Origin of the sequence: Paraburkholderia sp. 40 (genome assembly GCF_050434105.1) — a bacterium.
In the GTDB taxonomy this organism is placed as follows: Bacteria; Pseudomonadota; Gammaproteobacteria; order Burkholderiales; family Burkholderiaceae; genus Paraburkholderia; species Paraburkholderia tuberum.
Map to the genome: position 1 here is coordinate 2,885,907 of NZ_JBNPVY010000002.1, position 23,418 is coordinate 2,909,324.

General features: G+C 63.0%; 20 protein-coding genes and 2 pseudogenes. 12 read left to right on the plus strand and 10 right to left on the minus strand.

The window, feature by feature from the left end:
* Positions 1-4 precede the first annotated feature (4 nt).
* The 3 genes and pseudogenes from OKW28_RS14700 to tnpA form a co-directional block, all read right to left on the minus strand.
* Positions 5-187: pseudogene (locus OKW28_RS14700) on the minus strand (IS3 family transposase); the annotation flags it as partial.
* 417 nt (positions 188-604) lie between these two features.
* Entirely contained in the window at positions 605-796 is a 192-nt protein-coding gene (gene tnpB, locus OKW28_RS14705; RefSeq protein WP_429446980.1) for an IS66 family insertion sequence element accessory protein TnpB, read from the minus strand.
* A 473-nt stretch (positions 797-1,269) separates the two neighbouring features.
* Positions 1,270-1,707, minus strand: coding sequence for an IS66-like element accessory protein TnpA (gene tnpA / locus OKW28_RS14710; RefSeq protein WP_429446583.1), 438 nt, complete (start codon positions 1,705-1,707; stop codon positions 1,270-1,272).
* 60 nt (positions 1,708-1,767) lie between these two features.
* Here tnpA and OKW28_RS14715 point away from each other — a divergent pair.
* A pseudogene (locus tag OKW28_RS14715) lies at positions 1,768-2,279 on the plus strand (DDE-type integrase/transposase/recombinase); the annotation flags it as partial.
* Here OKW28_RS14715 and OKW28_RS14720 read toward each other — a convergent pair.
* Complete coding sequence (locus OKW28_RS14720; RefSeq protein WP_429446585.1) at positions 2,268-3,278, minus strand: LysR family transcriptional regulator; 1,011 nt, start codon at positions 3,276-3,278, stop codon at positions 2,268-2,270. The pseudogene OKW28_RS14715 and the gene OKW28_RS14720 sit on opposite strands and share 12 nt — an antisense overlap.
* 199 nt (positions 3,279-3,477) lie before the next feature.
* Here OKW28_RS14720 and OKW28_RS14725 point away from each other — a divergent pair, with 199 nt between their 5' ends.
* From OKW28_RS14725 to OKW28_RS14735, 3 genes are all read left to right on the plus strand, one after another.
* Positions 3,478-5,691 (plus strand): FUSC family protein, encoded by a 2,214-nt coding sequence (locus OKW28_RS14725; protein ID WP_429446587.1) that lies wholly within the window; start codon positions 3,478-3,480, stop codon positions 5,689-5,691.
* Positions 5,692-5,829: 138 nt separating this feature from the next.
* The gene (locus tag OKW28_RS14730; RefSeq protein ID WP_429446589.1) at positions 5,830-6,048 is read left to right on the plus strand and encodes a hypothetical protein; all 219 of its coding nucleotides are present in this window, start codon (positions 5,830-5,832) and stop codon (positions 6,046-6,048) included.
* Between the two features lie 177 nt (positions 6,049-6,225).
* Positions 6,226-7,725 (plus strand): acetyl-CoA hydrolase/transferase family protein, encoded by a 1,500-nt coding sequence (locus OKW28_RS14735; RefSeq protein ID WP_429446982.1) that lies wholly within the window; start codon positions 6,226-6,228, stop codon positions 7,723-7,725.
* Positions 7,726-7,829: 104 nt separating this feature from the next.
* Here OKW28_RS14735 and OKW28_RS14740 read toward each other — a convergent pair whose 3' ends face one another.
* From OKW28_RS14740 to OKW28_RS14750, 3 genes are all read right to left on the minus strand, one after another.
* Positions 7,830-8,084, minus strand: coding sequence for a GlsB/YeaQ/YmgE family stress response membrane protein (locus tag OKW28_RS14740; protein WP_018420763.1), 255 nt, complete (start codon positions 8,082-8,084; stop codon positions 7,830-7,832).
* Between the two features lie 162 nt (positions 8,085-8,246).
* Positions 8,247-8,954 carry an MgtC/SapB family protein gene (locus tag OKW28_RS14745; protein WP_090806188.1) on the minus strand — a complete coding sequence of 236 codons (708 nt, stop codon included), beginning with the start codon at positions 8,952-8,954 and terminating at the stop codon, positions 8,247-8,249.
* 476 nt (positions 8,955-9,430) lie between these two features.
* Positions 9,431-10,594, minus strand: coding sequence for a metallophosphoesterase (locus OKW28_RS14750; RefSeq protein ID WP_429446591.1), 1,164 nt, complete (start codon positions 10,592-10,594; stop codon positions 9,431-9,433).
* Positions 10,595-10,986: 392 nt separating this feature from the next.
* On the opposite strand from OKW28_RS14750, the gene OKW28_RS14755 reads away from it, so the two are divergent.
* On the plus strand, positions 10,987-11,334 hold the full coding sequence (locus OKW28_RS14755) for a hypothetical protein (protein ID WP_429446593.1): 348 nt from the start codon (positions 10,987-10,989) through the stop codon (positions 11,332-11,334).
* Between the two features lie 58 nt (positions 11,335-11,392).
* Here the strand turns inward: OKW28_RS14755 and OKW28_RS14760 are convergent, their stop codons facing one another.
* A complete protein-coding gene (locus OKW28_RS14760) occupies positions 11,393-11,977 on the minus strand; it encodes a malonic semialdehyde reductase (RefSeq protein WP_429446595.1) in 585 nt (194 codons plus the stop codon).
* A gap of 140 nt (positions 11,978-12,117) precedes the next feature.
* On the opposite strand from OKW28_RS14760, the gene OKW28_RS14765 reads away from it, so the two are divergent.
* The 5 genes from OKW28_RS14765 to yjfF all read left to right on the plus strand — a co-directional run bounded on the left by OKW28_RS14765 (position 12,118) and on the right by yjfF (position 17,913).
* Positions 12,118-12,720: an alpha-ketoglutarate-dependent dioxygenase AlkB family protein gene (locus OKW28_RS14765; protein WP_090806179.1), complete on the plus strand. Its 603-nt coding sequence runs from the start codon at positions 12,118-12,120 to the stop codon at positions 12,718-12,720.
* 181 nt (positions 12,721-12,901) lie between these two features.
* Positions 12,902-13,888: an ABC transporter substrate-binding protein gene (locus tag OKW28_RS14770; protein ID WP_184008341.1), complete on the plus strand. Its 987-nt coding sequence runs from the start codon at positions 12,902-12,904 to the stop codon at positions 13,886-13,888.
* Positions 13,889-14,141: 253 nt separating this feature from the next.
* Complete coding sequence (locus OKW28_RS14775; RefSeq protein WP_429446597.1) at positions 14,142-15,779, plus strand: sugar ABC transporter ATP-binding protein; 1,638 nt, start codon at positions 14,142-14,144, stop codon at positions 15,777-15,779.
* Positions 15,776-16,819 carry an ABC transporter permease gene (locus tag OKW28_RS14780; RefSeq protein WP_184069082.1) on the plus strand — a complete coding sequence of 348 codons (1,044 nt, stop codon included), beginning with the start codon at positions 15,776-15,778 and terminating at the stop codon, positions 16,817-16,819. Before OKW28_RS14775 ends, OKW28_RS14780 begins: the two co-directional genes overlap by 4 nt.
* Positions 16,816-17,913, plus strand: coding sequence for a galactofuranose ABC transporter, permease protein YjfF (yjfF, locus tag OKW28_RS14785; RefSeq protein ID WP_429446599.1), 1,098 nt, complete (start codon positions 16,816-16,818; stop codon positions 17,911-17,913). Before OKW28_RS14780 ends, yjfF begins: the two co-directional genes overlap by 4 nt.
* Before the next feature lie 93 nt (positions 17,914-18,006).
* Here yjfF and OKW28_RS14790 read toward each other — a convergent pair whose 3' ends face one another.
* Positions 18,007-18,462: a hypothetical protein gene (locus tag OKW28_RS14790; protein WP_429446601.1), complete on the minus strand. Its 456-nt coding sequence runs from the start codon at positions 18,460-18,462 to the stop codon at positions 18,007-18,009.
* A 308-nt stretch (positions 18,463-18,770) separates the two neighbouring features.
* Here OKW28_RS14790 and OKW28_RS14795 point away from each other — a divergent pair, with 308 nt between their 5' ends.
* Together OKW28_RS14795 and OKW28_RS14800 are read left to right on the plus strand one after the other, a co-directional pair.
* Positions 18,771-19,718 carry a polyphosphate kinase 2 family protein gene (locus OKW28_RS14795; protein WP_429446603.1) on the plus strand — a complete coding sequence of 316 codons (948 nt, stop codon included), beginning with the start codon at positions 18,771-18,773 and terminating at the stop codon, positions 19,716-19,718.
* A 44-nt stretch (positions 19,719-19,762) separates the two neighbouring features.
* Positions 19,763-22,516 carry an HAD-IC family P-type ATPase gene (locus OKW28_RS14800; RefSeq protein ID WP_429446604.1) on the plus strand — a complete coding sequence of 918 codons (2,754 nt, stop codon included), beginning with the start codon at positions 19,763-19,765 and terminating at the stop codon, positions 22,514-22,516.
* Positions 22,517-22,536: 20 nt separating this feature from the next.
* On the opposite strand, the gene OKW28_RS14805 is transcribed toward OKW28_RS14800, so the two are convergent.
* Positions 22,537-23,346 (minus strand): class I SAM-dependent methyltransferase, encoded by an 810-nt coding sequence (locus OKW28_RS14805; protein WP_429446605.1) that lies wholly within the window; start codon positions 23,344-23,346, stop codon positions 22,537-22,539.
* Between the last annotated feature and the right edge of the window lie 72 nt (positions 23,347-23,418).

Here is a 23,418-nt window from a genome sequence, read left to right on the forward strand (position 1 = left end):
GAGCGCGCTCACCGCTATCGACTTCATCTGGTTTGACCCACCCCAGCAATGTCTGGCTCGTGCAGCCGATCTTGGGGGCAATGGATTCGATCGCTGCCCATTGTGACGGATACTCGCCCCGATGCTCCTGCACCATGCGCACTGTACGTTCCCGGACTTCAGCAGAAAATTTGTTCGACTTGTTCATGGCTCCATTCTCTCAAGAGTTGGAGCCTGCACCAAATCCGGGGCGGTTCAATTCGCCCTGGCGGTTGCGTCCGCCCAGGTAAGGCGAATATCCGGTTTGATGCGCTGCACGTCTCATATCTGGCTCAATGAAACGGGCTCCGCTCTCGTCGCGACAGACTGCGCGATTGCGGCATGCTCACAAAACCGGAGGCTGCAGCTCGACTCGGCATCCACGAAGCAACACTCACCAGGTGGGTTGAGCATGGTCTTGTTACAAGACATGCCTACAACGATTATGCGTTCCTCTACGACGTCCCAGATTCGAACCCGCCGGTTAAGCATAGCAGCCGATGGGACCGACTCACTGACCGCGTAGTAGCAACGCGAGCGGCCGTGGGATCCAAAACTCTCTAATCCAATGGAAGGAGTTGTAGTATCAAGCCAGATAGTTCGCGAGCAGCCAGATTTCGTCCTCTGTAGCCCAAAGGATTTTTGCCAGATCGCCACGACGGCCCCGGAAGATGTAGACGTTGCCTCCCAGCTGATTCTCCTGAAGCGCCGTTTGTACCTTTGCGGCAAGCCCCTGAAACCCGCATCGCTTATGTGGTGCACCACATAAAGCAGAGATTTTTTTGGTTGGCGATCGCGGCTACTGACGGGTGAACAGTCGAGTCGGGGCCATTCCGCGATCGGCAATCAAAAAAATCTCTGCTCTATCTACCCAGCGACATAGGCGGCATTCCTGCGCGATGCATACCCTGCAGGCAACACACGATGTCCGAAGGGTCGCTCTGTGGTTCGGTCACGCCAGAGTTCAGAGCGCGGAGTTTTATCTACGCGCAGACCCGACAGAGAAACTGGACGCGCTCGCCGCGACCGGAATTCCGAACCTTCGGCGAGGCCGTTTCCGGCCGCCTGACGCTCTGATCGAGATGCTGAGATCAACGAGGCACTAGCCCTTTATGCGCAGCGTCATCAGGCCCACGGCCCCTACCGCCCCGTGTACTGCCGGCCAACTGCGCATAACCGGCAATTCCGCATAACAGCGCATATCCGTGACGCCCGCTGCGATCCAGATGCGCGTGCCTGCCGGGAGGGAAATCATGAGCGCAGACTGCCCAGCACGATTCGCAGCATATCGGCATCGACCAGGCCATCCACTTTAACCACCGCACGACCGATCCGGATCTCGATCGTGCCGACAGGTGATACAGGGTTTGCGCCCTGCGCTTGCGGTGTTCCCGGAGCTGACGCGACAGCCTCCGTTGGCGCGTCGCTTGGCAGTACGACCGGAACGAGCCCGGCAGACTGAGCTTGCTGATCGGCCAGATATCGCCGTCGCCAGGTGAACAGCATGTTTGCGTTGATGCCATTCTCCCGGGCCAGCTTCGCGACCGATACGCCGGGCTCGCAAGCTGCTGCAGCCAGTCGCTCGCGAAGCTCCCGGGGATAGTTAGGGCGCCCCGTACGGGAACCCGGCTTCTTCTCTGCAGACTGTGTCAAAGTGCTGCCCATCAGATCGGAAATGATGGGCACCACTTTGATGTCTCCCTCAGTCACCGTCTATAACGGCCGGCACGAGCCGCTTACAGTTGCCCGGCCAGCTCGCGCTGGTGCTCCGATGGCAGTGAGTTCCGGTGCGACGATGGCACGCCGTTGCGCGTAACGTTCGCACTCGACTGCCGCGATCGGAGAGGCGATTGGCTGGGCGGCGGGGACCGGCGGGCATAGCGGTGATGTAGTGCGCGACGCGATGCTGGCCGCCGTCGCGCAGCAATTCGGCACCGGGCAGGTCGCGCCGTCCATCGAATGATTGACGGACAACGGCTCGGCTTATGTCGACCACCGCATTCGCAGCTTCGCTCGCGAATTGGCCCTGGAGTCATTGACAACGCCGGCACGTTCTTCGCAGAGCAATGGCATGGTCGAATCGTTCGTGAAGATCATGAAGCCACAATTACGTCGCCTGTATGGACGAGCCTGACGCGCCAGCGGCGCTCTCGTGTCTGGCTGTTGCATTTGAACACTACAATGAGCGCCATCCGCACAAAGCCCTGGAATACCGCTCGCCGCGTGAGTTCAGGCGTGCTGCCGCGACTTCATTGACCTAACGGTGTCCGCGTGTCCTGAGTTACAGGGGCAACTCCAACCAGCTGCACTGGGTCATCTCCGCCCCCCAGCTGCCCGACCTCAGCAAGCAATGCTTCGTCGCGCGCAATCACCTTTGGCAGATGCGAGCGCAAGAATTCGACCCACGTGCGCGTCTTTGCATCGATGAATTTGCGCGACGGATAGAGCGCATAAACAGTCGTCTTCTGCAGCGTATATTCCGGCAACACGCGCACCAGCGTGCCATCGCGCAATCCGGAAATGGCCGCGTAGAGCGGCACCATGCCGATGCCCATGCCTTCGCGGATCGCCACGATCAATGATTCGGCGATGTTCACATGCACGGGGCCGTCGACTTCCATCAACTCACTGCCGTTCGGGCCGTCGAGCGTCCATTCATGTGGCGGGAACGCCGGCGTATGCAGGATCAGACATTCGTGATGCGCAAGGTCAGCCGGTTCTTGCGGCGCGCCGTGCGCCCGCACGTAGGCCGGCGATGCGCACAGGATGCTGAACGTCGTCCCCAGCGGAAACGATACGAGGTCCGAATTCGGCAGCGTCGATGCGCCGATCACGGCCACGTCGGCGCTGCCCTCGAACAGATCGGGCATGCGCTGCGATAGCGTCAACTCGACGGTCACATCAGGATAAAGCTCGCGGTAGCGCGAAATGGCCGGCAGGACGTAATGCTGGCCGATGCTCGCAAAGCTATGCATGCGCAGCGCGCCGGTTGGTCGCTCGTGTGCGCAACTGGCTTCTTCTTCCGCAACATCGACATCCGCGAGGATCTGCTGCGATCGTTTCAGATAGCGCTCGCCGGCGGTGGTCAGCGCAAGCCGACGCGTCGAGCGATTCAGCAGGCGCGTGCGCAGATGTGCTTCAAGCTCCGAGACCGCGCGAGACATCGCGCCGGTCGTTGAATTGAGCGATTGCGCGGCCGCGGTGAAGCTACCGGCTTCAACCACGCGCACAAACACTCGCATATTTTGTAGCGTGTCCATCAAACCTTCTGTTTCATGATCAAGATCATATTTTCCGTCAGTCTCAGAACCCTATTGTTGTCCGTTCTGGAACAGATGTTCTGCACCCGTCGGCTTAATGTACACATCGCGGACTCATACAATCGGCGCCTCGCCTGCCGGTGTCAGCCATTCTGTCCGGAGGCTCTCTCAGCGACCACGTGGGGTGCACTGTTTCCAGATGAAACCCGATCATGCGATCGAACCGTCGGCGGATTTCTTCGGTCCGCGCGGCGTCATGCGGCGACGACTCAGCCGAGCCAAACTCAATCGCGCCGCGCGCGACTGGGCCAGCAGCGACGGACTGACCTGGCTGCATCTGCTGAAGACGGTCACCGCCGGACTGCTGGCGCTGGGCATCGCGATGCTGCTCGATCTGCCGCAGCCGCGCATTGCGATGACCACTGTTTTTGTGTTGATGCAACCGTTCAGCGGCATGGTGCTCGCGAAGAGCTTCTACCGGATTCTCGGAACGGCAGTAGGGACCGTGGCCGCGCTCGTGCTCGGCGGGCTGTTCGTTCAGCAGCCCGAACTGTACATGCTCGGCATGATCGCGTGGGTGAGCGCCTGTATTGCTGCGGCGGTCCGGTATCGGCATTTCAGATGGTACGGTTTTGTGCTCGCGGGTTACACCGCCGCGCTGATCGGCATTCCAAACGTGACGACGCCTCAGGGACTGTTCCTCGCCGCACTCACGCGTGCGGCGCAAGTGGCGGTCGGCATCGTGTGTTCGAGCGCGGTCAGCGCGTTGCTGCTGCCTCAGCGCTCGATCCTTGCGCTGCGACGTAACCTTCAGATCAGGTACGCGAATTTTACTGCGTTTGCTGTCGACGTGCTCGCACGCGGGCTCGAGCGCAATCAGTTCGAACGGCGTTTCGCGGATTTCGTCGACGAAATCGCCGGCTTCGAAGCAACCCGCACGTTCGTCGCATTCGAAGATCCGGCGATGCGCTCGCGCAGCGCGCATCTGGCGCGTCTGAATCGCGAATTCATGGATGCGTGCGCGCGTCTGCATGCGCTGAATCAGTTGCTCAAACGGTTGCGCGCCAGCCGCGCTGTGTCGATACTCGCGGCCATCGGTCCGTACCTCGACGAACTGGGAGCCTTGTTCGAAGCACAAGTTGAAGCCGGCGTCGAAGCATCGCACGCAGCAGCCGATCTGCGTCCCTTTCGAACGAGCTTGCCACGCCGGGTACGCGAAACCAGGCGGCCACTCGAAGCCGCGTCCGCGCAATTGCTTGCGGACTTCGACACGGCAGCCGAATTGCTGTATCGATTCGTGGGCGAATGGATAAACTATTCGCAAACCTATGCATGCTTGTGGCGCAAAACAGCAAGCCGGCAGCACCGCCTACGATGCAGCTCAAGCCCAACCAAGAGTCATCGCACAAGCAGACCTATAAGCCGCACAAACCACTTCGCCGTACTGTTCACGTTCCTGCGCTCGGCTGTCGTCATCGGAATCGCCGGTGCGTTCTGGATCGCGACCAACTGGCCGAGCGGCGGTCTCGCCGTAATAGGCGCAACACTGGTCTGCGCGTTGACGTCCACCGCGCCAAGCGCCACCAGAATGGCCGTCCAGATGGCGATCGGCGCGGTGCTCGCGACACTGGCCGGCTATGTGTTCATGTGCTACGTGTATCCGAACATCGATGGTTTCCCGCTGCTTTGCGCGGTACTCGTGCCGGTGCTCGCGCTCGGCGCATTCATCGCGACGCGTCGCGGCGCGGCAGGGCTTGGCATCGGCTTTTCGGTGTTCTTCTGTCTGCTGGCCGGGCCGGACAACGTCGTCAGCTACGTGCCCGATCTGCTGATCAACAACGGCATCGCGCTGACCGCGTCGATGCTGCTCGCAGCGGTTGTTTTCGCGGTGGTCTTTCCCGCCGATATGCGCTGGCTCATCGACCGGATCATGGGCGACCTGCGAGCGCAAACGGTGTCGGCATGCAAGGACGCGCTGCCGGGTCTGAGCCAACGTTTCCAGTCGGGCACGCATGATCTGACTTCGCAACTGCGCGTGCTGTTGACGCACCGTTCACGACGACGGCGCGACGCACTTCGCTGGATGCTCGCGACGATCGAAGTAGGTCACGCCGTGATCGATCTGCGCAACGAAGCCGCACGCGCCGATTATGCCGACATCCTTCAGCCGCGTTGGCGCAGCGTGATCGAACACACGTGCGACGATCTCGCCCGGCTCTTCGAACGCCCAGGTCCACGTTCGCTCGAACGCGCACTCGTCGCCGTGCGCTCGGCCACCTGGCTCGCGCAAGACATGCTGCAGGCAGTGCACGCCGAGCGCGCCCGGCATCAAGATCTGCAACGTATCTTGAGCTGTCTGCACTTCATTCGCAGCGCGTTGCTCGACAAGGACGCGCCCTTCAATCGTCGCTGAGCAATGCTGCGTGGATCTTTCTGCCAGATGGAAAGATCCCTTCCGGGCAGCCCCGTTTATTCGCGTAGGTGCCGGTCATATAGTTTCGTCACTGCCTCGCAGTATTCGTCGCAGTAGTCGTAAGTCCTGGAGAACGAGATGAAAGTGTTGAAGACGGTCCTGATTGCCTGTTCTTTGTCCACCGCTGCCGCCGCCTATGCACAGACGGCGCCGGCCGCGCCGGAGCAGCAGGTTGCGCAAGCGGATGGCCAGCGCGCCGATAAGGTTGCCCCGCGCAAGCATGTGGAAGCGCCGAAAGCGAAAGCTGATGAATGTGTCGGCCCGATGAGCTTCTGCAACATCTACTTCGGCAGCTAAGTCCGGCTGGCTCACGCGCAACACCTGTCGCGGATCCTATCGCGCGACCCAACACCTGCTCGCGACGCCGTCCGATCGAGACGCCGCGGCGGGTGCGGCAACCGCCTATCGAGCGAAGCACACCGCAGACGTGCGCACCAGTAGACGGAGCTGGCGACTATGGAGAGACTCCCTTTCATGTACGAAGACCGAATTCGCTGCACCGCGCTGCGCGGAAAAATCACCACGGCCGCCGACGCGGCGCTTCTGATTCACGACGGCATGCGGGTTGGTGCAAGCGGCTTCACGCGCGCGGGCGACGCGAAGGCCGTGCCGGTCGCGCTCGCCGAGCGTGCGCGCCAGCTGGGCGAGCCGCTGCGCATCACGTTGATGACGGGCGCCTCGCTCGGTCATGACGTTGACCGCATGCTGACCGAAGCGCATGTGCTCGCGCGCCGTCTGCCGTTTCAGGCAGACAAGACGCTGCGCGACGCCATCAATCGCGGCGAAGTGATGTTCGTCGATCAGCATCTGTCCGAGACCGTCGAGATGCTGCGCGCGAACCAGCTCGGCAAGCTCGATGTCGCGATCATCGAAGCCGCCGCGATCACGGAGAGCGGCGGTATCGTGCCGACGACGTCGGTCGGCAATTCGGCGAGCTTCGCGATTCTCGCGGACAAGGTCATCGTCGAGATCAATCTTGCGCAGCCGCTCGGGCTCGAAGGCTTGCACGACATCTGGATTCCGGGGCGCCGGCCGCATCGCGAGCCGCTGCCGATCGTGCGCGCGCGGGATCGCGTCGGCACACCCGCTATCGAGATTCCGCCCGAGAAAATCGCGGCGATCGTGATGACGGACATGGCCGACAGCCCGTCCACGGTCTTGCCCGCGGATCGGGAAACCGCGTTGATCGCCGGTCATTTGATCGAATTTTTCCAGTACGAAGTCACGCGTGGCCGCATGCCGAAGCAGTTGCCGCCGCTGCAGGCGGGCATCGGTACGATCGCCAACGCGGTGCTGGCGGGATTCGTCGATTCGCCTTTCGAGGTGTTCGAAATTTATTCGGAAGTCCTTCAGGATTCGACGTTCGATCTGATGGACGCTGGTAAGGTCGCGTTCGCGTCCGGCGCGTCGATCACGTTGTCGGCCACGCGGCAGGCGCAGGTATTCGGCGATATCGAGCGCTATCGCGACCGGCTCGTGCTGCGTCCGCAGGAAGTCAGCAATCATCCCGAGGTGATTCGGCGGCTCGGTCTGATCGCGCTCAATACCGCGCTCGAATTCGATATCTACGGCAACGTCAATTCGACGCATGTCGGCGGCACGCATATGATGAACGGCATCGGCGGCTCGGGCGACTTTGCGCGCAATGCGTCGTGCGCGGTGTTCGCGAGCAAGTCGACCGCGAAGGACGGCCGCATTTCGAGCATCGTGCCGATGGTGCCGCATTGCGATCACAACGAACACGACGTCGACGTCGTCGTCACCGAGCAGGGTCTCGCCGATCTGCGCGGCCTCGCGCCGCGCGAACGTGCGACGCTGATCATCGAGCATTGCGTACATCCGCGGTATCGCGAGCTGTTGCGCGACTACTACCGCGATGCGTTGCTTTGGGGAGGTCAGACGCCGCATTGCCTCGATCAGGTGTTTGCATGGCATACGCGGCTGCGCGATACGGGGTCGATGCTGCCGGCCTGATTCTGCGGCGGCCACAACCGCGGCGATAAAAGCAGAAGCAACAGGCCATAAAAAAGCGCCAGCGATTCGAACCCGCTGGCGCTTGATGACGTCGGATGCGGTGCTCAGGACCCTCGTCGCACGAGCCGGATAATAAACAGCAGAATGACCGCGCCGATCAACGCGGTGATGATCGAGCCGATCCAGCCGCCGCCAAGCGAGATATGCAGCACGCCGGCGAGCCACCCGCCGATGAACGCGCCGATGATCCCGACGATGATGTCGACGATCAGGCCGAAGCCGCCGCCCCTGACCAGCACACCCGCGAGCCAGCCCGCGATCGCGCCGATGATGATCCATGCGATGATGCCGTGTTCCATATTCGAGACTCCCTGGTTGAGTGTGAACAATTCACGGTGACAGAGCTTAGTCGAAGGTTATGGGACCGTCCACGTTCACGACGCGGAATTAACATTATCTGAATCTGCTGCCAGCTAAGTGTAGACGATGCGCGCGAACAAAGGAGACTTACGCGCTGCGCTTCACTCGGGCGTCGGTTCCGCTTCCCGCGCGGTCCAACTGACGCTGGACACGCTCTTTTCCATGCTCAGGCGGCTCGCCATCTGTTCGAGCTTCGATTGATCCTTCGGATGCATCGTCAGCGTCGCCGTCACGCGAATGCGCGCCGGTTCGTCCTCGACATCCTCGCTCGTGAGGCTCTGGAACGACAGCGGCGCCGAGTACATCGAGTTGGAAATCGCGGCGCGAATGTTGATCTCGTCGGCTTCGCGGCAGACGATCGTCAGCACGTACTCGCGCACGAGGTCGGCGTTTGAAACCGGCGTCGAGTTGATCATCCGGCTCACTTCACGCAGCGCGGTGTTGGCCAGCAGCACGACCGCGGTGCCCGCGAGCGCCGGTCCGTAATGTCCCGCGCCGCTCAACACGCCGACGGCCGCCGAGCACCACAGCGTCGCCGCGGTGTTGATCCCCTGGATCGAGCCTTTGTCGCGCATGATGACGCCGCCGCCAAGAAAGCCGACGCCGGACACCACATAGGCGGCAATCTGCGTGACGCCGCTGACGCCGTTGCCGGTCAGCACGCCGAGCGTGACGAACAGGCACGCGCCGCTCGCCACGAGCGTGATCGTGCGCAGGCCGGCAGTGCGCTGGCGCATCTGTCGTTCGAGGCCAATCGCGACGCCGCAAGCAAAAGCGGTCAGAAGCCGCAGGAAGAATTCGAGTGTCATCGTTCAGAAAGGTTGGCGTGCGTGCTGCCGCAGGGTGAAGCCTACGCGTGGGAACGTCAGGTCGTCTACCTCGTGCACGGTAAACGCATGAGGGTGGAACGAAATACGCGCGCACACGCGTGCGGCGGCCGGAAGCGTGCGGCATCGGCATGGCATCGAGCCACGCTGCGCTTCACCGACAGTACGCGAATGACAATGAAATGAGAGCGACGTGCGCCATCGAGCCCGAGGGCAGGACGGCGACAGGGACACCTGACGCGGAAATCCTGCCGCTCAGGCGAGCGGGCAAATCGATACTCGGCTGGTACAACTGCTACTGTCCAAGATCGTGATTCCGGTTAAAAGAATTGTGCGGATTTTAGAGGGCGCCGCAAAGTTCAGTCAAGCCGCGATCGGCGGAGAGTGCGCATGTGGGTTTGCTACAGCCGTATCGTAGACAGGCCGTAATTAATTGCTCCGGACTGCGAATGTTGAGTTCAATCCGGTTCGCCCGGCACGAGTCTCAAGCGCGTGATTTCCGAAGGCGCACCGAGTCGTTTCGGCGGACCCCAATAGCCCGTACCGCGACTCGTATAAACCCAGAGTCCGTTCAGGCGCGCGAGGCCTGCCGTGAACGGCTGTTGCAGGCGCACAAAGAAATTCCACGGAAAGAACTGACCGCCGTGCGTATGACCCGACAACTGCAGCGTAAAGCCGGCCGCCGCGGCCGCTTCGGCCGAACGCGGCTGATGCGCGAGCAGCACCCTGATCAGCACGTCGCCCGGCGCGCCGGCGAGCGCCGCGACCGGGTCGCTGCGATGCGCGGGGTCGTGATGACCCGCCGAGTAATCGGTGACGCCGGCGATCACGGCGCGCGCGCCGTCATGGTCGACGATCACGTGTTCGTTCAGCAGCACCCGCAAGCCGAGCCGGCGGAATTCGGCGATCCACGAGTTCGCTCCGGAGTAGTACTCGTGATTGCCGGTCACGAGAAACGCACCGTGCCGCGCGGCGAGCCGCGACAGTGGCTGCGTATGCCGGCTCAGCTGCGGCACGCTGCCGTCGACGACGTCGCCCGTCACCGCGATCAGATCCGGCTTGAGCCGGTTCACCGCGTCGACGATCGCATCGACATAACGGCCCTTGATCGTCGGGCCGACGTGGATGTCACTGATCTGCACGATCGTGAAGCCGTCGAGCGCGGCAGGCAGATCGTCGATCGGCACTTCGATCGTGACGACGCGCGCGCGACGGCGCGCGTTGAACAGGCCGATCAGCGTCGACAGCAGCGCGAGCAGCGGCACCGCCGCCGCCGAGCCGGTGCGCCAATGCGCGATCGTGAGCGTGTTCGGCCAGATCGCGTCGATCGTCAGCAGCGACGCCAGCACGAGGTCGCGCGCGAACGTCAGTACCAGCAGCGACGAGAAGAAGCCCATCGCGAGCAGGCCCACCCACGCGAGACGGTCGCCGAGCGGCTGGCGCTTGAAGCCGCGCGCCATCATGCCGACCGGGATCAGGTAGATCGACAGCACGAGCCACAGCACGCACAGCCCGCGGCCGGCCGCGTCGATCGGCATGTCGGGAATCAGGCGCAAGCCGACGTAGATATGCAGCAGGATGCCAATCAGGATGATGCGGACAAGAAACGATGAACGTCGCATAAAGAAGAGGATCAGGGCGGGAAGGGGCCTAAGGGCAGCGACAGCGCGGCAGCGATCGGTTGACGAACGCGGCGAATCATTCTACCGACATGTTCGGTACCTTGCCGTAGCCGCAAAATTCGTGCTCCCGCACCGCACGATACGCGGGCCGGAAGGCGCCGGCGCGAGCCACGACGGGGGGGCGTTGGGGCAGGCGCATTCCTGCTCAGCACATACTTACAGGGCCGCGCGCCACGCATTCAATGCCTATGCAAGCGAATTAAATGGGCTTTGAATTGTATTCATGTGTGGAGTATGCTTGAAACCAGCCAGCTTGTTGCCGGGGCAGCGTAGGGCGCTTCGGCCATGACTGGTTCTGTCGCCGGGAAAGATCGGGCGGGGGGAGGCACATCATGAAGCTACTCAAATCGGGCCACCTGTGGCATCACGCGCACGACGTGCATCATGTGCATCATGAGCATCATGTCGGGCGCGAGGGCAGCCACGTGATGCTGCCGCTCGTCGGCATCTCGCTGATGGCGATTGCGCTTTACGTCGGCGTACGCAACATCGATTTCTCCGAACTCGGCAAAAGCGCGCTGTTCGACGTCGTGATGGTGTGCGTCGCGCTCGGCATCGCGGGCCTGTTCGGTGCGGTCGGCGCGTGGCTGCGCTCGAATGGCGACGATGCCGAAGAGGGCTTCTGCTTCATCGGCGCGCTGATCGGCACGGTGGTCTTTTATATCGCGGTGCTGACCTGACGCGATCCGATCCAGCGCGTGGCGCGCACCCGCAGCGCCATCCATCATCAACGCCCCGTCACACTATGCGCGCCGCTTCGTCGAACGAAAAACGCGGGCTGCGCGCTAACAGCTTTGACGGATCGCCGTGGCCAAGATTGATCAGGAAGTTCGACTTCACCGTCGTGCCCGCAAAAAACGCTTCGTCGACCTTGGCCTGATCGAAGCCCGACATCGGCCCAGTGTCGAGACCGAGCGCACGCGCCGCGAGAATCAGATACCCGCCTTGCAGCGTCGAATTGCGAAAGGCCGTGTCCGCAACCAACCGCTCGTTGCCGGCGAACCAGCTGCGCGCATCCGCATGGGGAAACAGTTTCGGCAGATACTGGTAGAAGGCCATGTCCATGGCGACGATCACCGTGACGGGCGCGGCCATCGTTTTCTCGAGATTGCCAGCCGACAACGCCGGGCGCAGTTTCTCCTTGCCCTCCGGCGTCCTGACGAACACGAAGCGGCCCGGACTCGAATTGGCCGAGGTCGGGCCGAGCAGTACGAGCTCCATCAGCTCGCGCAGCACGGCGTCGTCGATCGGCTTGTTCTGCCAGCCATTGTGCGTACGCGCGTCGCGAAAGAGCTGCGCGAGCGCCTGATCGGAAAGTGTCATGGAAGTAGTCCGTGCGAAAGAACAGAGGGAACGCGGAGAGCCGCGTCGAATGAAAGAGCAACGCGCGTGAATCAGCGGGTGGGCCAGTGTCGCCATAATAGTCAGGGTTTTGACTTGTCCGCTTGCACCCAGACATTCCGATGAGCACCGATTTATTCAACGACCTGCCGACGCCCGACGTCGACTGGTATCCAGACTGGCTCGCGGCGGCCGACGCCGAACGCCTGTTGGCCCGACTGATCGACGAAGTGCAATGGCGCCAGGACATGATGGGCACGCCCGCTGGCCGGGTTGCACTGCCGCGTCTGACCGCCTGGCAGGGCGAACCGGACGCGGTGTACGTGTACTCGGGCATCCGCAACGTGCCGCAAGCATGGACGCCCGCCGTCGCCGAACTGAAGGCGGCCGTCGAGGCGACCAGCGGCGCGCGTTTTAACAGCGTGCTGCTGAATCGTTACCGCAGTGGCGCCGACAGCATGGGCTGGCACGCGGACCGCGAGCCCGAACTCGGCAAGCAACCGGTGATCGCGTCGGTGAGCCTCGGCGTCGCGCGCAGGTTCGATCTGCAGCACAACCGCAGCGGCGTCGTGCAATCGTTCTCGCTGAAGGGCGGCAGCCTGCTCGTGATGAAGGGCGACACCCAGGCGCAGTGGCGTCATCGGGTGCCGAAGGAGCCGCGCGTGAGCGGCGAGCGCATCAATCTGACGTTTCGCTGGGTCACTCCGAGAATGACGCCGACCTGAGGCAGCGAGCGGCAATGCTCTGACCGGCGCGCTATACCAAAATTGATATCGAGGGCGCGAATCATATGATTGGACGGTTAACGTGTCGCACAGTACGCTACATCACGATCCATGCGCCGTGAGGGCCACGAGGGCCGGGCAGACCGCTGGGTCGTCTACACAACAACGATTGGAGACTGTCATGGCGAATACACGACGTGCCGCGTGTCGCGCTCTGGGCGCGCTCGCGCTTTCCGCGAGTCTCGGAGCGCTGACGCTGGCCACGCCCGGCGCGCATGCCGAGGACAAGAAAATTACGCTCGGTTTTGCGCAGGTCGGTGCGGAAAGCGCATGGCGCACCGCGAATACCGAATCGGTGAAGTCGGCGGCGACGGACGCCGGCATCAACCTCAAATTCTCCGACGCGCAGCAGAAGCAGGAAAACCAGATCAAGGCGATCCGCTCGTATATCGCGCAGAAGGTCGACGTGATCGCGTTCTCGCCGGTCGTCGAATCGGGCTGGGAACCCGTGCTGCTCGAAGCCAAGGCCGCGAAGATTCCGGTGATCCTGACCGACCGCAACATCGACGTGAAGGACACGTCGCTGTACGTGACGATGATCGGCTCGGACTTCCTCGAAGAAGGACGGCGCGGGGGCCACTGGCTCGCGGATCACTACAAGGACGATAAAGGTCCAGTCAACATCGCCGAGCTGCAAGGCACGGTCGGCTCCGCGCCGGCCAACGACCGCCATGCGGGTTTGATCGAAGTGATCAAGAGCGATCCGAAGTTCAAGATCATCGCGTCGCAAAGCGGCGACTTCACGCTCGCCGGCGGCAAGCAGGTGATGGAAGCGTTCATCAAGACCTACGGCAACAAGATCAACGTCGTCTATGCTCATAACGACGACATGGCGCTCGGCGCGATCCAGGCGATGGAAGAAGCCGGCATGCATCCGGGCAAGGACGTCGTGGTGGTTTCGTTCGACGCAACCAAGGGCGGCTTCCAGGCGATGGCCGCCGGCAAGATGAATGTCGACGTCGAGTGCAGCCCGCTGCTCGGACCGCAGCTGATGTCGGCGGTGAAAGACGTCGTGGCTGGCAAGCCGCTGCCGAAGCGCATCCTGACTCAGGAGACTGTCTTCCCGATGAGCGTGGCCGCGCAAACTCTGCCGTCGCGTAAGTACTGACGCGGCGCGCAACGTCGCCGCGGCCGCGCTCGCGCGAGCGCCGCGGCGTGCGCGGTGTTCAGGCGCCGGGGCCAACGGGCTCACGGCGCGAAGGAGATGTGCAGTACGGACGCATCGAACAGGTTTCTCCAGTGGTGCCTGACCGCCCGGGCTGCTTTCTTCTGCAGCGGGCGGTCTCTTTTCAGGAGCATGCGCCCGCGGGAGCATGTCACTGGGGCCTGCCGAACCATGCATAGCCGATCGAGCGAGGTCCATGACCCATTCCGCTACCGAACCGAATCAGCCGGACCAGCCGCAGCGCGGCACGCCGCCGGGCGCGCCAAGCCAACAGAATGACATGAGCGTGCGCGAACCGATTCTGGCGACCTCCGGCGTCAGCAAGACATTTCCGGGCGTGAAGGCGTTGCAACACGTCGAGTTCCGCCTGTTTCCCGGCGAGGTCCATACGCTGATGGGCCAGAACGGCGCCGGCAAATCCACGTTGATCAACGTGCTCACCGGCGTGCTCGCACCCGATGCCGGCACGATCCGCCTCGGCGGCGAGGTGGTCGCGTTCGCGTCGCCGCAGGAAGCCGAGGCGGCCGGCGTGCGCACGCTGTACCAGGAAGTGAACCTGTGCCCGAATCTGTCGGTGGCGGAGAACATCTTCGCGGGCCGGCAGCCGCGCCGCTTCGGCGCGATCGACTGGCCCGACATCAAGCGGCGCGCGCAGAAAGCGCTCGCCCGCCTCGACGTGTCGCTCGACGTCACGCGCTCGCTCGACGCCTATCCGATCGCCGTGCAGCAGATGGTCGCGATCGCGCGAGCGTTGTCCGTCGATGCGCGCGTGCTGATTCTCGACGAACCGACTTCGAGCCTCGACGACAGCGAAGTCGCGCAGCTATTCAAAATACTTCGGCATCTTAAGCGATCGGGCATTGCGATCCTGTTCGTCACGCATTTCATCGAGCAGACTTATGCGATCTCCGATCGCATCACGGTGATGCGCAACGGCGAGCGCGAAGGCGAATATCTCGCGCGCGATCTGTCCGCGGATCAGCTGGTCGCGAAGATGGTCGGCCACGAGCGCATGAGCGCGCGTCTGCGCGAAGCGGCGCACGAAGGACAGGCCGCCGACGATCTGCAGGAGGTCGCGCAAGACCACACGGAAGCAACGGCCACGCAGCCGTTCATCGAGCTGCGCGGCGTCGGCCGTCGCGGCACCTTGCAGCCGATCGATCTCGAGATGCAGGCCGGCAAGATTCTCGGCCTCGCGGGTCTGCTCGGCTCGGGCCGCACCGAAACCGCGCGGCTTCTGTTCGGCGCGGATCGCGCGGACAGCGGCACGATCCTCGTCGAAGGGCGCGCCGTGCGGCTGCGCACGCCGCACGACGCGGTGCGCCACGGCATCGGCTATTGCGCGGAAGACCGCAAGAAGGAAGGCATCGTCGCCGAACTGTCGATCCGCGAAAACATCATGCTCGCGTTGCAGGCGCGGCGCGGCTGGTGGCGCAAGATCAGCCGGCAACGCGCACGCGAGCTCGCCGATATGTGGATCGAGCGGCTCGGCATCAAGGCGTCCGACGCCGAACAGCCGATCGCGCTGCTGTCCGGCGGCAACCAGCAGAAGGCGCTGCTCGCACGCTGGCTGGCAACCGATCCCAAACTGCTGATCCTCGACGAGCCGACCCGCGGCATCGACGTCGCCGCGAAGTTCGACATCATGGACCGGCTGCTCGCGCTGTGCGCGAACGGCCTGTCCATCCTGTTCATCTCGTCGGAGATCAGCGAGGTGCTGCGCGTGAGCCATCGCGTCGCGGTGCTGCGCGATCGCCGCAAGATCGCCGAGGTGGCCGGTAAGTCGTCGAACGAGGACAACATCTACCGACTCATCGCAGGGAGCGGCGAATGAAGCTATCGAACTGGTTCGCGCGCGACGGGGTGGAGCGTCCGCTGCTGTGGCCATGCGTGACGCTCGTGTTGCTGGGCGGACTGAACCTGCTGGCCAATCCGCATTTTCTCGCGCTGCGCACGCTCGACGGCCACCTGTTCGGCGCGCCGATCGATATCCTGAATCGCGCGGCGCCGCTCGTGCTGGTCGCGATCGGCATGACGCTCGTGATTGCGACACGCGGCATCGATATTTCGGTCGGCGCGGTGGTCGCGATCGCGGGCGCCGCGGCCGCGACGATACTCGCGACCCAGGCCGTGCCGAGCGGTGCGCTGATCGCGCAGGCGCTGCTGGCCGCGCTCGTCGTCGGCATCTTGAGCGGCATGTGGAACGGCCTGCTCGTGGCGTTCGTCGGCATGCAGCCGATCATCGCGACGCTGATTCTGATGGTCGCGGGCCGTGGCATCGCGCAACTGCTGACCGCTGGGCAGATCATCCCGATCGGCGCGCCCGGCTATCTGTTCGTCGGTGGCGGCTACTGGCTCGGCGTGCCGTGCTCGGTATGGATCGCGACCGTAGCCGTGCTGGCGACCGCCGCCCTGGTGGAGGGCACGGCGCTCGGTCTGTTCATTCGCGCGATCGGCGTGAACCCGGTTGCGACACGGCTCGTCGGCTTGCGCTCGAAGGCGATCGTATTCGCGGTGTACGGCTTCTCGGGCCTGACCGCGGCGCTGGCCGGCATCCTGATCAGCTCGAACGTGCGTAGCGCGGACGGCAACAACGCGGGCTTGCTGCTCGAACTCGACGCGATTCTCGCCGTGACGCTCGGCGGCACGTCGCTGCTCGGCGGCCGCTTCAGTTTCGCGGGCACGGTTCTCGGCGCGCTGATCATCCAGACGCTCACGTACACCACGTATTCGATCGGCGTGCCGCCGGAAGCGACGCTCGTCGTGAAGGCGGCCGTCGTGCTCGCGGTCAGCGTGATCCAGTCGCCTGTGGCACGCGCGCTCGCGGTGTCGTTCGGCGCGTCGCTCGTCAAATCGCGCGGGGTGGCACGATGACGCGCGTTCTCGAAGCACTCGCCCGCGTGGTCGATCCGCGCACGCTGCCGATCGCGGTGACGGTCCTGCTGTTCTGCGCGCTGTTCGGCTTTGGTTCGGTGATGTACACCGGTTTCTTCTCGTGGCAGGTGTTGCTCGATCTGCTCGTCGACAACGCGTTCCTGCTGATCGTCGCGATCGGCATGACGTTCGTGATCGTGTCGGGCGGCATCGATCTGTCGGTGGGCTCGATCGTCGCGCTGACGACGATCGTCGAAGCCGTGCTGTCCGAGCATATGCATGTGTCGGTGTGGCTCATCATTCCGATCGTGCTGTTGATGGGCACGGTGTTCGGCGCGGTGCAGGGCGCGCTGATTCACTACTTCCGCCTGCAGGCGTTCATCGTGACGCTGGCGGGGATGTTCTTCGCGCGTGGCCTGTGCTTTCTGATCACGACGCAGTCGATCACGATCACCGATCCGACGTTCAAGGCGATCTCCGCGTTTCGTCTCAGCGTCGGCGTCGGTTCGGTATCGGCGAACGTGCTGATCGCGGCCGTGACGCTCGCGGCCGCGATCTATGTCGCCCATTTCACGCGCTTCGGACGCAACGTGTATGCGGTCGGCGGCAATCCGCGCTCGGCGCTGCTGATGGGCCTGCCGGTCGCGCGCACGCGGGTCGGCGTGTATGCGCTGAGCGGCTTCTGTTCGGCGCTCGGCGGCGCGGTGTTCACGTTCTACGTGCTGTCGGGCTATGGGCTGCAAGGGCAGGGCATGGAACTCGATGCGATTGCGGCCACGGTGATCGGCGGCACGCTGCTGACGGGCGGCGTCGGTTATGTGGTCGGCTCGCTGTTCGGCGTCGGCATTCTGGGCACGATTCAGACGCTGATTACGTTCGACGGCACGCTCAGTTCGTGGTGGACGCGGATCGTGATCGGCGCGCTGCTGTGCGCGTTCTGTTTGCTGCAGCGATTGATCGAGCGGCACGCGAAATCGGTCCGTCGGCCCGGCGGCACCAATGCGGTCACGACGACGGGGCATGGGCACGGGCGTGACGAGACGTCGACGACGGCGTCGTCGGATTCGCAGGTGTTGGGGCGGGCGCCGGGCTAGCGCGCGGTCTTCCAGTCGCTTCGAACCACGGCGGCGCGGCGCAAGCCGCGCTGCGTTCACGTTAGTCCGCGCGGCCGCTTCCGAGCGTCCAGTTCATGCCGTTCGCACCGGCATAGACCGCGAACTCGGCGCATTCGCGGATTCGCGCGTCGCCAGCAGGTGCATGCAGCGCTTGAGCGCTGCAATCGTCAGCGCACTGAGCAGCAGACCCGCAAACACACCGGCGAGAGATGACCGCCTTGCGTCGGCGTCGACAGGATCATCGTCACGTTGAGAGGAATCGCAAACAGCAAAAGCCGTGGCATGCGACGCAGCGCATAGATAAAGACAATAGCGAGCGTCGTGTGAAATGAAGGCATCGACACCACGCCTTGCGTCGGCTTGCGCGAGATTGGCGACGCCGTCGCCGGGCACGGTGTAGCCCTTGCCGGCGACCCAGAACCAGTCGAGCGCGGTGACGAGGGCCACGACGGCCCAGCCGCTCAGGTATCGGATCAGGTAACGCCCACTGCTCCGCTGTTCCCCGTGCTCGTGTTCGTGGCTCGACATTGTGCTCGGCAATTTTTGTTGGCGCTGTCTGGTGAAGGATAAGCACAGGTAATGCCTATCGTCTGACGGCCTTGTCGCGACTAGGTCGAGGGGGCCGACAGGCTGTAATCGACCGGCTCGGCTGTCCGGAACGTTGCAGCGTTGAGACGTGTGTTTCCCGTCGCTACGCGGGTGCGCAGCGTCGTTGCCGATGAGCACGTTTCCGTTTGCGTGACCTATTATCAGAAAGAGTTGTGAACAGTACGACTGCGGTTGCAATGCAATCCGCGAATCGTGCAACTGAATGCAGATGCCGTGGAGAAAGAGCGATGGTTCGCACGGAAATACTCGACGCGCTGCGGGCATACACCGATCCGTTCCGCGTCACGAGCGGCAAAGATTTCTTCCTGAAGAATTTCGATCCCGGCGAGACGGTGGGACTCAGAATGCATAAGGAAGAGGCGCAGCAACTACTCCAGCGCGGGTCGAAATGGCTCGCGATGGAGCAGGAGATCCTCTACGCGCAGGATTCCTGGTCTGTGCTGCTGGTGTTCCAGGCCATGGACGCCGCGGGAAAGGATGGGACGATCAAGCACGTGATGTCGCGCGTCAATCCGCAGGGGTGCGATGTCATCTCGTTCAAGCAGCCGTCGGATGAGGAGCTCTCCCACGACTTCCTTTGGCGCTATTCCAGGAAAGTGCCCGAGCGCGGGCACATCGGCATTTTCAACCGCTCGTACTATGAGGAGGTGCTGGTGGTGCGCGTGCATCAGCATCTGCTCCATGCGCAGAAGATCCCAGCGGCACGGGTCGGCAACAACATATGGGACGAGCGGCTCGCCGACATCGCGCGCTTCGAGGACTATCTGACGCGCCAGGGCGTGGTCATTCTCAAGTTCTATCTGAACCTGTCGTACGGGGAGCAGAAGAGGCGATTCATGGATCGCCTCGACAATCCCGACAAGCACTGGAAGTTTTCCGCAGCCGACGTTCGCGAGCGTCGCTACTGGAACGACTATATGCACGCCTATGAAGAGGCGATCCGCGCGACGGCCTCCGAAGCGGCTCCGTGGTTCGTCGTGCCCGCCGACAACAAACCTTTCACGCGCCTCATCGTCGCGGCCGCGATCGTCGAGGCCGTCGAGAAGCTCGACCTCGAATATCCGAAAGCCACGCAAGAGCAGATGAAGGATCTCGCCGCCGCGAGGGAGGAATTCGACGCTGAAGCGTTGGACGAGACGAGACCCGATCAACCCGGGGACGATCCAGACCATTGAGAGCGGCCCCTGACCCGAAATCACTGGAACCGGGAGACACGAGGATGAGCTCAGTTGAGAGTGCGACGCCGTGGCATGCGATGCCGGCCGGTGACATCGAACGGCAGTTCAACGTCGATCCCGCGCAGGGCCTCGATGTAACGGAAGCGAGCGGGCGGCTGTCCACCTATGGGCCGAACCGCCTCCCGCAGGGCAAGAAGAGGGGGCCAGTCGTACGCTTCCTGATGCAGCTTCACAACGTTCTGATCTACGTGCTGGTCGCGGCCGGTTTCGTCAAATTCATGCTGGGCCTGTGGCTCGATGGCTCGGTCATTCTGGCCGTCGTCATCCTCAACTCGCTGCTCGGCTTCCTGCAGGAAGGACGCGCCGAGAAGGCGCTCGACTCGATTCGCAACATGCTGTCCGCGGAAGCGCGCGTTATGCGTGGCGGAGCGGTTCGCTTGATCCCCGCCGAGGAACTCGTTCCTGGCGACATCGTGCTACTGGAATCGGGCGACAAAATCCCGGCGGACATGCGTCTCGTCGACGCCAGGAACCTGCGCACGGAAGAAGCGGCTCTCACGGGGGAATCCCTCCCGGCCGAGAAGGGCACCGCGCCGGTACCCGCCAAAGCCACGGTCGGCGACCGCGAGAACATGGCGTTCTGCGGCACGATGGTCTTGTCGGGCCGGGCAACCGGCGTCGTGGTGACGACCGGGAGCCAGACGGAACTCGGCCGGATCAACCAGATGCTCGCCGAGGTCAGCGCGCTCGAGACGCCGCTCCTGCGCCAGATCAAGAAGTTCGGCTACGTCATCACGGCAGTGATCGCCGTTGTCAGCGTGCTGCTCTTCTCCTGGGGGCACTGGCTCGGACACATGACCTTCGTCGAGCTGTTCCAGGCCATCGTGGGGATTGCGGTATCGGTCATCCCGGAAGGCCTGCCGGCGCTCATCACCATCACGCTCGCCATCGGCGTGCAGCGCATGGCCCAGCGCAACGCCATTATTCGCCGCCTGCCGGCGGTCGAAACGCTGGGCGCCGTCTCGCGCATCTGCTCGGATAAAACGGGCACGCTGACCCTGATGGAGATGATGGTGACCTCCGTCGTAACGGCCGAAGCGGCCTATGCCGTTACGGGCGACGGCTACGCCAGCGAAGGAGAGGTCAGCGCGGATGGCAAGCCGCTCGGCGCCGCGCCGGACGTGCTCAAGCTGATGGGCCGCGTGTCGCTATTGTGCAACGACGCCGAGCTCTTCGAGGAAGACGGAAAATGGAAAGTGGAAGGTGACCCGACCGAGGGCGCGCTCTATCCGTTCGCTTCCAAGCTGGGCATGGACCGCGCCGCCGAGACGGCCGCCGCGCCGAGGATCGACGCGATCCCCTTCGAGTCCGAGCACAAGTTCATGGCGACGCTGAACCGTTCGACGGACGGCGAAATGCTGCTGGTCAAAGGCGCGCCAGAGGTGATCCTCGACCACTGCGACCGGCAGCAGACGGCGCAAGGCCCGGCGCCGCTCGATCGCGAGCACTTCGCGAGGGAGGGCGACCGGCTCGCCGCGCAAGGTGAGCGCGTGCTCGGGCTCGCGTGGCTGTCGGACCCGGGCCTGCGTACGGGCGGCCTCGGGCCGCAGGACCTGCCGCGTACCCTCGTACTGCTCGGCCTCGTGGGCCTGATGGACCCGCCGCGCAAAGAAGCGATCGACGCCGTGCGCGAATGCCACGGTGGCGGCATTCGCGTGACGATGATCACGGGCGACCACAAGATCACGGCGGCGGCAATCGCAAGAATGCTGGGCATCGGCGACGGCAAGACCGCCGTGTCCGGCACCGAGATCGAGGCGATGAACGATGCGGCGCTGCAGGAATGCGTGCGCGGCGTCGACGTGTTCGCGCGCGCGAGTCCCGAGCACAAACTGCGGCTCGTCAAGGCGATCCAGGCGAATCGGCAGATCGTCGCGATGACGGGCGACGGCGTCAACGATGCGCCGGCGCTCAAGAAAGCCGACATCGGTGTCGCGATGGGGATCAAGGGCACCGAGGTGACGAAGGAGGCGGCGGGCATGATCCTCGCCGACGACAATTTCGCGTCGATCTCCGCGGCGGTGAAGGAAGGGCGCACGGTCTACAACAACATCGAGAAAGCGATGCTGTTCATGCTGCCGACCAATGTCGCGCAAGGCGCGGTGATCGCGGTGGCGATCCTGTTCGCCTTCACGCTGCCGATCACGGCGCCGCAGATCCTGTGGGTCAACATGGTTACTTCCGTCGCGCTCGGCCTGACCATTTCGTTCGAGCCACACGAGGCAGACGTGATGCGCCGCTCGCCACGCGCAATCGACCGGCCGATCGTCACGCGCTTCGGCATCTGGCGCATCCTGTTCGTCGGCGCGGCGCTCGTGATCTATACGCTGTCCACCTTCTTCTGGATGAAGTCGCAAGGGGCGTCGGATCAGATGGCGCGCACGGCCGCGGTCAACGCCATTACGCTGGGCCAGGTGTTCTATCTGCTCAACATCCGGTATCTGCTCGATTCGTCGCTGTCCGTGCGCGCCCATATAGGCAATCGCTATCTCTGGTACGGAATAGCCGGCGTCGTGGTCTTGCAGCTTCTGTTCACCTATACGTTCCCGTTCCATGCCGTGTTCCACACCGAGGCTCTGCCCTTGTCGGCGTGGGGGTGGCTCGTCGGTGGTGGCGTCCTGTTTTTCCTCGTGGTGGAGATCGAGAAGCTCGTTTTCCGGCTTACCCCTGCATTGAGAGGATTTGTGACGTCGCAACAGGAGGGCGCGGCCTTGCGCAATGATCCCGCGAGGTAGGCCGCCTTGGCGGCCGCCTGCTACATCTCATGCACGCGGCGGAGGATGAAAAACAGATTAGCCGAGACTGCATTCACGATCGGTATCCGCTCGAAAGGCCGGTTCAGCTTCATGCCGATATTGGCCAGGGCGTTGAGCGCTCCGCCGCCCTTTATGCCTTTTGCGAAGGTGGGAAAGACCTGATGATAGCCGCATTCTTCCAGTACGAATCCCGACCTGAGAAACAGGCGCCTCGAGTCGCTGAGACTGTACAGCCGATTATGGCCCGTGTACTTCTTCATGACTCTGCACGCGTTTTCCGTCACCGATAAGCGGTTAGGTAAAAATGTGATTATCAGCAAACCGTCGTCTTTCAGCACGCGCCATAGCTCATCGAGGCTCTTTTGCTCGCGGGCAACGTGCTCGAGTACACCGCTTCCGATCACCACGTCGAATTGATTGTCTTCGTAGGGCAGCAGAAATTCATGATCGAGCGATGCGAAAGATAACCCGGCGTACTCATGGAATTCCGCGAATTCCCCATCCTTGCAGATGTCGCAGCCATATATATCGATGTCATGGTAGAGCGTGCGAAGCATGCACGAATCTGGGGCGTGCCGGCATCCCCAGTCGAGCACTTTCATGCCACGCTTGATATACGGTGCGTAAATTTCGAACGCGCGCACGTGGCGATCGAGACTCGCGTTGTTGGCAATGACCGATTGCACATAGTCCCGGTATTCACCATCGCTACGATGTGCAATGTAGTCCTCGCAAAGCTTGGCATAAGTCGCCTTGACCTGCTGCAATTCATTGCTCCGGATCGTTTCAGTGTCGGTGGGTTTATGCATATATCCCTCATGGCGGTGCGAACGATACGACGAATTTCAGGCTCTACCGGGCCAGTATGCTGGTAATCCTTG

Coding starts and splice junctions, on each gene's coding strand:
- OKW28_RS14800 (WP_429446604.1), top strand. CDS start 19,763: ATGAGCTCAGTTGAGAGTGCGACGCCGTGGCATGCGATGCCGGCCGGT.
- OKW28_RS14770 (WP_184008341.1), top strand. CDS start 12,902: ATGGCGAATACACGACGTGCCGCGTGTCGCGCTCTGGGCGCGCTCGCG.
- yjfF (WP_429446599.1), top strand. CDS start 16,816: ATGACGCGCGTTCTCGAAGCACTCGCCCGCGTGGTCGATCCGCGCACG.
- OKW28_RS14755 (WP_429446593.1), top strand. CDS start 10,987: ATGAAGCTACTCAAATCGGGCCACCTGTGGCATCACGCGCACGACGTG.
- OKW28_RS14720 (WP_429446585.1), bottom strand. CDS start 3,278: ATGGACACGCTACAAAATATGCGAGTGTTTGTGCGCGTGGTTGAAGCC.
- OKW28_RS14725 (WP_429446587.1), top strand. CDS start 3,478: ATGAAACCCGATCATGCGATCGAACCGTCGGCGGATTTCTTCGGTCCG.
- OKW28_RS14795 (WP_429446603.1), top strand. CDS start 18,771: ATGGTTCGCACGGAAATACTCGACGCGCTGCGGGCATACACCGATCCG.
- OKW28_RS14740 (WP_018420763.1), bottom strand. CDS start 8,084: ATGGAACACGGCATCATCGCATGGATCATCATCGGCGCGATCGCGGGC.
- OKW28_RS14790 (WP_429446601.1), bottom strand. CDS start 18,462: ATGTCGAGCCACGAACACGAGCACGGGGAACAGCGGAGCAGTGGGCGT.
- OKW28_RS14765 (WP_090806179.1), top strand. CDS start 12,118: ATGAGCACCGATTTATTCAACGACCTGCCGACGCCCGACGTCGACTGG.
- OKW28_RS14760 (WP_429446595.1), bottom strand. CDS start 11,977: ATGACACTTTCCGATCAGGCGCTCGCGCAGCTCTTTCGCGACGCGCGT.
- OKW28_RS14730 (WP_429446589.1), top strand. CDS start 5,830: ATGAAAGTGTTGAAGACGGTCCTGATTGCCTGTTCTTTGTCCACCGCT.
- OKW28_RS14775 (WP_429446597.1), top strand. CDS start 14,142: ATGACCCATTCCGCTACCGAACCGAATCAGCCGGACCAGCCGCAGCGC.
- OKW28_RS14805 (WP_429446605.1), bottom strand. CDS start 23,346: ATGCATAAACCCACCGACACTGAAACGATCCGGAGCAATGAATTGCAG.
- OKW28_RS14780 (WP_184069082.1), top strand. CDS start 15,776: ATGAAGCTATCGAACTGGTTCGCGCGCGACGGGGTGGAGCGTCCGCTG.
- OKW28_RS14745 (WP_090806188.1), bottom strand. CDS start 8,954: ATGACACTCGAATTCTTCCTGCGGCTTCTGACCGCTTTTGCTTGCGGC.
- OKW28_RS14735 (WP_429446982.1), top strand. CDS start 6,226: ATGTACGAAGACCGAATTCGCTGCACCGCGCTGCGCGGAAAAATCACC.
- OKW28_RS14750 (WP_429446591.1), bottom strand. CDS start 10,594: ATGCGACGTTCATCGTTTCTTGTCCGCATCATCCTGATTGGCATCCTG.